Origin of the sequence: Lysinibacillus sp. NPDC096418 (assembly GCF_044762775.1) — a bacterium.
GTDB lineage: Bacteria > Bacillota > Bacilli > Bacillales_A > Planococcaceae > Lysinibacillus.
In genome coordinates this window covers 1-1,549 of the sequence record NZ_JBIWEY010000081.1, presented here as the reverse complement: position 1 = coordinate 1,549, position 1,549 = coordinate 1, and the positions used below count along the sequence as shown (strand labels likewise).

1 protein-coding gene is annotated in these 1,549 nt (G+C 38.6%); it reads left to right on the top strand.

Going from position 1 to position 1,549, the window contains the following annotated elements; all coding sequences use genetic code 11:
* The first annotated feature begins 124 nt into the window (after positions 1–124).
* Positions 125–1,477: a transposase gene (locus ACIQZG_RS24455; RefSeq protein WP_402758760.1), complete on the top strand. Its 1,353-nt coding sequence runs from the start codon at positions 125–127 to the stop codon at positions 1,475–1,477.
* Positions 1,478–1,549 lie beyond the last annotated feature (72 nt).

Below are 1,549 nucleotides of genomic sequence, written 5' to 3'. Positions count from 1 at the left end.
TGAGTTGATTTCATAATTCCGATCCCTTCGGTATCAAGGGCTTTCAAACAATAAAAAAAGGGCACCTCCCCATTTTGGTATAATTTAAGCGACTAAACCAAATTAACCAAGAGGTGAATGCCCTATGACTATTGTAAAACAAATAAGTCTTTTTGACATCCAAGAATTATTGAGTTTGGAAAGTTCGCGTCGTTTTGACGCTATTTTTTCCACATTTGACGTACAGCCGATTTTTCACTTATTCACAAAAAAGACTTTGCGTGGCGCACCACGTGAATTAAATTACGGTGCCATGATTCAATCGCTCATCATTCGAATAGTTGAACGTATCCCAACAATAAAGGATTTAGTGAAGCGTTTGATCAACGATCCTTTATTTTGTTTTGATTGTGGGTTTCTTGTGTCAGACCCAGTTCCTTCGGAAGCTTCCTATTCCCGTATTATCGATGTCATCAGTCAATCGACGATTCTTGATGACATGCAGGATACCCTGATTCAACTAGCGTTTCTAGAAGGTTTTCTTAGTGATGAACATCTTGCGATTGACGCAACACACTTCGAATCACGTGACGCTTCGAAACCTTCTGAAAAGAAAGAAACACCAACGAAAAAACGTGGGAGAAAAACCAAAGAAGAACACGTTGCTTGGCTCGCTGAACAGGCTGAGGTTGAAGCGAATCGTACGACTTATGAAAAGAAAATTGAGCACCAATTAGATGTGCCACTCGAAACACTTTGGTCAGATGCACCGATTGCCCCACAATGGGGCATTAAGAAAAATAGCGAAGGTAAAAATACGTTTTGGTATGGCTTTAAAGGGCATTTAGCTGTTTCATCAAAAAGCCAATATATCGTGAGTCGTCTCATGACATCTGGCAATTTACATGATAGTAAAGCAGCGATTCCCTTACTAAAAAAGGTGGAACACTTGATACCAAGTCATTTTACAACAGCTATATTCGATGCAGGTTATGATTATGAACCGATTTATACGCAAGCAACTAAACAAAATATGCGCATAGTGATTCCGTATAATCCCCGTCGTGAAGGTGAATACACCGAGTTCGATGAACATTTCCGTCCCACTTGTGTCCGTGAACATAGCTACTGTTACGATAGTTTTGACGAGCAATATCGCACGCTAAAATTCACACGCCCAAAGGAATGTACGACCTGTCCTTTACGCAATGATTCCTTGTGTCAAAAGGTGTTCAAAATCAAGTGTAATACAGACATTCGGAAATATACGTACCCAGCACGTGGCTCTGAACTGTGGAAAAATCTTTACAAAGAACGAACAGCCGTTGAACGAGTAAACGCTTATTTAAAACAATATTTTCAATTAAAAAATGTCCGTCATCGAACAGGAAGAAAGGCAAAACTACATTTCGACCTTGTGACGTTTATTTATAATGCCTGCAAATTAGCAACAGATAGAATCAATGCCATCTTACAAGATCAAAAGCAAGCAACCTAAATTTTAAAAACGTAAGTTTTAAATTAGGAGCAGTCTAAGCTTTTAAAAAAGATGAATTATGAAATTGATTCA

Coding starts and splice junctions, on each gene's coding strand:
- ACIQZG_RS24455 (WP_402758760.1), top strand. CDS start 125: ATGACTATTGTAAAACAAATAAGTCTTTTTGACATCCAAGAATTATTG.